Source organism: Vulcanisaeta sp. JCM 14467 (genome assembly GCF_001316245.1).
Classification (GTDB): domain Archaea; phylum Thermoproteota; class Thermoprotei; order Thermoproteales; family Thermocladiaceae; genus Vulcanisaeta.
Window position 1 is genome coordinate 103,499 of the sequence record NZ_BBDM01000010.1, and the last position, 6,517, is coordinate 110,015.

Sequence of the window (6,517 nt, forward strand, 5' to 3'; positions counted from 1 at the left end):
CGGTAAGTCCTAGCATTCTTCAATCTGTAATCTCCATCAATGATTACAAGACTAATGAAGTCAAAAAAATCAGCCATTAGAAAAACTATCATGATTCAACCTTACATCGTATCATACACTTGTAATGAAAGTCCGGCAGTTTTAAACGGTTAAGCGTCTCGCTGATGTGCAGGTTGGTAATGATTAACTCACATCATAGGAAGGATAGGCTTATCTTAAACTCGCGGATAGGATTACCAGGTCAGACATGAATCTTATATTAGGCATACTTAACTCATTTAATTGGTAATAGACTTATAAATTGGTTATAGGATATTAGTGCTGGGTCATGGGTCTTAGTTCTGAGGAGAAGGAGCGTTTTCTGAGGGCTTTGGAGGAGGATTGGGAATTTAGGTATGCTGTGATGGGTTTGTTGGGTGTTCAGGAGCTTATTAAGGCTGTGGCTGCCTTAACCAACGAGGTTGCCGGTTTAAAAGAAAGGGTTGGTAAGTTGGAGGATAGGGTTGATGGTTTGGCTAAGGAGGTAACTGCCCTAAGGCAGGACTTCAACGTGCTCAAGCAAGACGTTGAGTACTTAAAGGCTAAGGTAGACTCACTGGAGAAGGGTCAGGAGGGGTTAAGGAAGGATATGGGGGAGGTGAAGGAGAGACTGAATAAGTTAGATAGAACCGTAGAGAATCTAACGCTGGGTCTTGAGGCTGAGGCTAATAGCCTAGTGTCTAACTACCTTAGGCGGAGGGGTATTAATATTGATACGGATAGGGTTCAGCTCGACTATAGGTACGAGTTCGGCATCTATGGCTCGAACGGGCAGGTAACCATTGTTGGCGAGGCGAAGATTAGGGTCAGTGCCGCAATTATTGACCGCGTCGTGGAGAGGGTTAAGGAGGCAGTGAAATTATTCCCAGATAAATTCCCTGGGAGGGTCATTATTGTTGCCTACTGCATGAGGCACTGCCGGACGCCGTGGAGAAAGCCAAAGAATTAGGCGTGTGGCTAATCGAGGTCGGTAACGAGAGAACCCCATTCCCAGGGTAAGGCCCAGGCAATAAGGTTCACGTCTTTTAGGAATATTGGACATCACAGCTCTTAATGACTGGGGAAATTATTGTCTCACGTTCATTGGAGCTCTGGGTTCTTTAGGGCAACGTAAGGGTTAATTATGGGTTTTTGAGGAATTAACCTAGTGTTGTTGCTTGGTTTCAGGGTAGGGCTGGGCTTGGTCCTAGGGTTCTTGGTAATAGGTCCATCATTGCCGACCCGAGGAGGGCTGACGTGTGGGGATGGTCAATGATGTTAAGGGTCGTGAGTGGTGGGCGTTGCCAAGGATGAGAACCCTACATGGTACGAACTCATAAAAGCCTTCAAAGACATAACCGGCGAAGGAATCATATTGAACACAAGCTTTAACTTGGCCGGAAAACCATTCGTAGAAACACCACAGGAGGCACTGAGAGACTTCGCACTAAAGAAATTCAACGCAATATACATACAAGGATGACTAATTCATAAAAGATAACCTTATACAGTCTTACCTGAGTATTGCTATTCTTGTTTCACGGTTTTCTTTGAAACATGGCTGCCTTAATGAAGCAAATCTTTTAGTGATTTAATGATATGATTAATCTCTGAGGGATCTCTCATGTGAATACAATACTTTATTCCGAGTTTCTCGCAGGTCTCTATGTTTTTTTCGTGAATCATCTATGAATATTACCCTATCTGGCTCTATCATGTTAATTATATACCTAAGTTCCTGCTCCTTATTAGCAAACCTTGGTCTGCCGAGTATTTCTTTGAAAAGGTTGAGCAGTCCATGCATCTTTAGGAATTCGATTACCGCTTTCTCGGACTGTAGTGTTGCTATGTATTTAATGCCGGGGAATGATGTGATTAACTCCCTGACTCCACTATTCAATATGCTCGTTTTTATTGCCTCTAACTCCTGCCTTTCCACGAATTCGTGCGCTAACCAGTAGGTTTGTGTTCCATAGGCTTCCTCAAAGAGCTTATTAATACTCACGACCTTAATGCCCAGGTACCTACTGAGTTCTTCCCTTAATGATTTCCAATTAATGCTTAGTCTGGTTATTACACCGTCAAAGTCAAGGACAAGTGCGTAATTAACCCTGGCTATAGTATTCTCCATAGATTACCATCCCTCCCACGCATTAGTAGTACGCCACTATCCATTTGCCTAATTAGGTAGTGATCACTTGGGAATAAGTCGTACTGAGGAAGATCCCAGGGTAATTCACCCCACATGCCGAGTGCCAGGTAGATATAGGCTAGGTTATATCTTGGTTCCTGGTAAGCCTTCGCCATTGAGAAACCCCAGAGAGGCGCGGTTGTGTGCCACTTACCGTCAACCTCTGTAACCATTATTTTTCCATCAGGACCTTCCTTTAAGTCGACTGAGTAGAAGCCGTGAGGTTCTGGGTCGAGTGCGAGTACGGCCCTTACACCCACTTTATTAACCTCATCATTGCTTATTATCCTAGCCACTGAGGGCGTGCCTGTTATTCCCGAGAGAGATATATGTTTAAATGGGTACTCAATGCGTTCCCTAGAGTAGGACGTAACTAACTTACCCCTATACCACAGGGAGTCGAAGGCCAGGTCCCTACCTGGCAGGTACTCCTGTATTATGAAGTCCTCAATTGATGCCCTACCCTGAATCACATTTAGCTTAACCCAAAGTTTAGCCTCCTCAGGCTATTAACCTTAAGGCTAAGCCTACCACCCGCACCACGTCTAGCCCTTATCCACAGTGGGCTTCCCAGCCTGGAAAATGCCTCGTTAATATCATCCAGGGACTTTATGGCCACCGTTTTTGGTACGGGAACTCCCGCCCTGACCATCTTCTCGACTATCACGTCCTTATCGGGAGCTATGGACTCAGGGCTCGGTAAGTAGGTCCTCACTTTGATTAAATCAAACAATTCCCTATTACTCGCCACCACCCTAGCCTCAACGCTTGGGTGTGGATGTAGGAATTCGATGCCGTGTCTCTTGATTATGTCCAATAACGTGCTTAGGAAGGTTGGGTCATCATGGCGTGGTGTCCTATACCTGGTGTCTACACTGGCGAAGTGTATGTAGTATGGGTTGTGGTCAGTACCCACGAGGTATAACTTCAAACCAACCTGGCTCTCCGCGAGCCTTAAGGCATTGACGAAGTTTACACCGCCAATACCGCCAATACCCGTGATTAATGCCCTGACACTACGCATTCTTCTCAACCCCTAAAACGCGTAATTCTCACCTTTATATTTAATTACATAGAGGTTCCAGGGACCATCACTCCTATCCACAACACTCAGGTATAGTAATATCTCATTACCGCTCACTAACAGTGACGGCGTGTCCGCACCAAGTACCGTCTCCCTACCGACAAATAACTTAGATAGCTGTGTTGCGTCGATGAGTACGTACCTAAATGAGTCACTAACATTGTATGGGGAATCCATTATGAAGGTAAGTATGTAGCCTCTATACGGCTTCTGTGAGTAATCATTAGATGCCGATAATAGGTAGTACGTATCACCAACCCTATAAACAGACGCATTATGCAGGCTATGCCAAGGACCTGGAACACCGGAGCCATTAACCAGGGGCCTAGCCATTACGAAATTGCCGCTGACGGAAAACCTAAGTAGATATAGATTCCTTGGGTACGGCAATATATTACTCACTATCAAATCAACCATGGGACCCCTCATATATACGTTGCACCCAAGGTCAATCTCAGCGGCATTACCAAAGACCTGTGGTGTTGCGATTATCGCCTCATCCTTAAAGCCGGAGTCCGGATTCCTCGAAACCGCAAGCCTAACCCTATTACCCCTCTTCCTATCCACATAAACGATGTAATACAATTCACCAAACCTAAAGGGCGCCGCAGTCAACCCATCACTAATCACTGTGCCAACCTCCCTAAACGAAATCCCATCAAGTGACCTATAAAGGACGATGGAACAATCCCGGGGACCACCGCAAATAGATGCGTACAAATTAATTGAACTATCAAAGTCCCTAAAGACGGAACCCCAAACAGCATAATCGGCAATACCAACAAGCACAGGCCTAACCTCAGCAATACTACCAAACGGAAACACAGACATAACAACCCACATCAAGGAAACCCAAATAAAAACTAAATCCTAAACCTACACACTAAGTACTAAATCATATGAATACAACCATTAATATTAACTCCACTCATCCTAACACTGTTATTACTTTAAACCCCTAAGGCATAATCCTCAGCCTTAATGAAAGACCAGGTATTAAATCACCACAGTCTTACGCAATGTACTATCTCTAAATCCTTACCAATCCTTACCTCCCTGCACCTATAATCGTTAATTAATCTATTCATTAATTCCTTTGAGGGACCCCTGTACTCATGTAATTCGAATATTAATTCCCTGAATAACCTAACGCTTTCGTAGTCGTTGAGTATTATGTCAAATTCGCAGCCTTCGTAGTCCATTTTAAGTATGCCTGGTTCGATATTGTAATTGTTGATTAATTGCTTTAGCGTGACCATTGGTACCTCAATATCGTCATTGACTCATAGGCCGTAATAGACATTTCTCGTACTGCCGATATCAATACTGCTTGATACTGATTTTTCCCGGCCTGCTTCCTATTGCTGTGTTTATTGAGGTTATTCCGTCATTTTGTTTAGTTTGGTGTTTTGAGCATTTCAGCATTGGGCACACGGATGAGCTCAACAGCGTAAGCCTTCTTGGCACCTTTAAGTGCGAAGTAAATTACAGAATCATCAACAAAATCACTAACATTACCAAACCAATACTCCTGTTTCACGAAAGTTTCGATTACCGGAGAATAGCCATCTTCAAGATGGAGATCCTTAAATTTAGCAGGTCCTAAATTTATATAGTCATCATGAAATTGAAGCTTAACAGTTAAGCCATTAATTATTAGGGCATCGCTTTAGGATAGCATTTAACATCTCCTAAAGAGACCAAAGGTAAAGTATCATATAATGTTCGAATAAAGTAAAGTACCAATACAAGTCTCACCTCCTGACCTACATTAATCTTAATACAGTTTCTTTTCATTGCGTTTGATAGAACTTACTTAGAATTATCCTAATTAGTGTAGGGACACTAATTTTCGTTATTTCTTAAATATAACATATTTAAACTTAATCCTAATTTTATCTAATAAAATAGACATAAAATTAAATATTATTTAATTAAGCTTCATACTATTATGTTTTATTTCTTATTTCGATGACTTATTTACTGATCTATAACCGTCATAATAAGATGGATTATGTCTTAAGATGTCTTCAAACTTAAATAGATCCTTTCTTTAAGCGAATTTGAAATGGTGACTTTAGTAACCTATTTACCGTTTTATAGGATTCATGAGATTAATGAGTATTTCATGAGAAATGTTGAGATTTTAATGCCAAAGACTGCCATTGTTTATGTAGATAATGTCTTTCATGAGAGACAGAAAGAGATCATTAGTAAAGTAGTGCCGAACGGTATTGAAGTTAAGCTTGGTAATTGGCGCAATAGGAATAACACGTGGCTAACAATGCTTAAAGACTTCCATAGCATTGGTAGTGAGGTCATGGTTGTGGATAGCGATAACGTTGTTGAGCCAGTATTAACCGAGGTTCATAAAGTACTGAGTGCCCAAGCTCCTATATACACAATACTTGATGTCGAGACGTGGAAGAGAAACCCCAAGCATTTACTAATTAGAAGCAGGGAGATAGGCGATGTTAAGCTGGGTAATGACACGAGACCCATTTATGCATATAAGGTTTATGACGATTCATTAGGCGGGTTATTTAGAGGCGGCCCTATATTCTTTATAGGTCCTAAACAAGTAATTGCCTTCATGAAGTTACCAGACATTGAGTTAATAAACCGTGTAGAGAAGACCGTTAATCAAATCGATCCCTGGCTCAGAAACTTTATAAGCGATGAAACGCTCTTGGGGGTGATTGCTTATTTAATGGATATTAAGGAGACTCTCTGGACAATAGCCAGCCATCATCACTATCACGGGTCAACTCTGGGAAAAATCACTGAATTATTTGTAGCTATTGCTCATCATCAATTCGCCAAGGCTATACAGGGAGTTTCATAGGCATGAGTTCATGAGATACAGAATTAAGTACTCATTGTCTATGATTAGAAATCTAGGGAACCTCATTAAATAATGGTATTTAACCATGATAGTTTTTATGACGGTATTTACGTATAAGAGGGTTTAATCGTTACATACCTGTTTAACAATCTGACAAATAATTTGATTGGTTAAGTCTAATGAAGCCATCATCTTACTTAAGCCCTTAAATGATGTAAGGGAGTTGGTAAAATATTATATAGATCAAGATCAAGTTAAATAAAGATTATAATTCAGGAAGAGTTTATGATCAATAATTAATATTATCAGTATTAAAGAACCTAAGAAAATATACTTTTGTATTAAATATTATATTATATGTTAAATGAAAAATGTAAAA

The 6,517-nt window shown here is 41.1% G+C and carries 9 protein-coding genes and 1 pseudogene; 4 read left to right on the forward strand and 6 right to left on the reverse strand.

The window, feature by feature from the left end; genetic code table 11:
* Positions 1 to 328: 328 nt before the first annotated feature.
* The 3 genes and pseudogenes from JCM14467_RS10200 to JCM14467_RS10205 all read left to right on the forward strand — a co-directional run bounded on the left by JCM14467_RS10200 (position 329) and on the right by JCM14467_RS10205 (position 1,501).
* A complete protein-coding gene (locus JCM14467_RS10200) occupies positions 329 to 988 on the forward strand; it encodes a hypothetical protein (protein ID WP_054850046.1) in 660 nt (219 codons plus the stop codon).
* A 239-nt stretch (positions 989 to 1,227) separates the two neighbouring features.
* Positions 1,228 to 1,332 (forward strand): annotated as a pseudogene (locus JCM14467_RS17820) (hypothetical protein); the annotation flags it as partial.
* Positions 1,313 to 1,501 carry a carbamoyltransferase C-terminal domain-containing protein gene (locus JCM14467_RS10205; protein WP_252901339.1) on the forward strand — a complete coding sequence of 63 codons (189 nt, stop codon included), beginning with the start codon at positions 1,313 to 1,315 and terminating at the stop codon, positions 1,499 to 1,501. The pseudogene JCM14467_RS17820 and the gene JCM14467_RS10205, both read left to right, overlap by 20 nt.
* A gap of 120 nt (positions 1,502 to 1,621) precedes the next feature.
* On the opposite strand, the gene JCM14467_RS10210 is transcribed toward JCM14467_RS10205, so the two are convergent.
* The 6 genes from JCM14467_RS10210 to JCM14467_RS17835 all read right to left on the reverse strand — a co-directional run bounded on the left by JCM14467_RS10210 (position 1,622) and on the right by JCM14467_RS17835 (position 4,833).
* On the reverse strand, positions 1,622 to 2,149 hold the full coding sequence (locus JCM14467_RS10210; protein ID WP_054850048.1) for an HAD family hydrolase: 528 nt from the start codon (positions 2,147 to 2,149) through the stop codon (positions 1,622 to 1,624).
* Positions 2,134 to 2,682, reverse strand: a complete 549-nt coding sequence (locus JCM14467_RS17825; protein ID WP_252901340.1) for a hypothetical protein — start codon at positions 2,680 to 2,682, stop codon at positions 2,134 to 2,136. Before JCM14467_RS17825 ends, JCM14467_RS10210 begins: the two co-directional genes overlap by 16 nt.
* 2 nt (positions 2,683 to 2,684) lie before the next feature.
* Complete coding sequence (locus tag JCM14467_RS17830; RefSeq protein ID WP_252901341.1) at positions 2,685 to 3,233, reverse strand: hypothetical protein; 549 nt, start codon at positions 3,231 to 3,233, stop codon at positions 2,685 to 2,687.
* 12 nt (positions 3,234 to 3,245) lie between these two features.
* Positions 3,246 to 4,136 carry a hypothetical protein gene (locus JCM14467_RS10220; RefSeq protein WP_252901342.1) on the reverse strand — a complete coding sequence of 297 codons (891 nt, stop codon included), beginning with the start codon at positions 4,134 to 4,136 and terminating at the stop codon, positions 3,246 to 3,248.
* A gap of 158 nt (positions 4,137 to 4,294) precedes the next feature.
* On the reverse strand, positions 4,295 to 4,564 hold the full coding sequence (locus tag JCM14467_RS10225) for an FkbM family methyltransferase (protein ID WP_256359244.1): 270 nt from the start codon (positions 4,562 to 4,564) through the stop codon (positions 4,295 to 4,297).
* Between the two features lie 125 nt (positions 4,565 to 4,689).
* The gene (locus JCM14467_RS17835) at positions 4,690 to 4,833 is read right to left on the reverse strand and encodes a hypothetical protein (protein WP_252901343.1); all 144 of its coding nucleotides are present in this window, start codon (positions 4,831 to 4,833) and stop codon (positions 4,690 to 4,692) included.
* 528 nt (positions 4,834 to 5,361) lie between these two features.
* On the opposite strand from JCM14467_RS17835, the gene JCM14467_RS10230 reads away from it, so the two are divergent.
* Positions 5,362 to 6,138: a hypothetical protein gene (locus JCM14467_RS10230; protein WP_054850051.1), complete on the forward strand. Its 777-nt coding sequence runs from the start codon at positions 5,362 to 5,364 to the stop codon at positions 6,136 to 6,138.
* Positions 6,139 to 6,517: the final 379 nt, after the last annotated feature.

Coding starts and splice junctions, on each gene's coding strand:
- JCM14467_RS10200 (WP_054850046.1), top strand. CDS start 329: ATGGGTCTTAGTTCTGAGGAGAAGGAGCGTTTTCTGAGGGCTTTGGAG.
- JCM14467_RS10210 (WP_054850048.1), bottom strand. CDS start 2,149: ATGGAGAATACTATAGCCAGGGTTAATTACGCACTTGTCCTTGACTTT.
- JCM14467_RS17830 (WP_252901341.1), bottom strand. CDS start 3,233: ATGCGTAGTGTCAGGGCATTAATCACGGGTATTGGCGGTATTGGCGGT.
- JCM14467_RS10220 (WP_252901342.1), bottom strand. CDS start 4,136: ATGTGGGTTGTTATGTCTGTGTTTCCGTTTGGTAGTATTGCTGAGGTT.
- JCM14467_RS10230 (WP_054850051.1), top strand. CDS start 5,362: ATGGTGACTTTAGTAACCTATTTACCGTTTTATAGGATTCATGAGATT.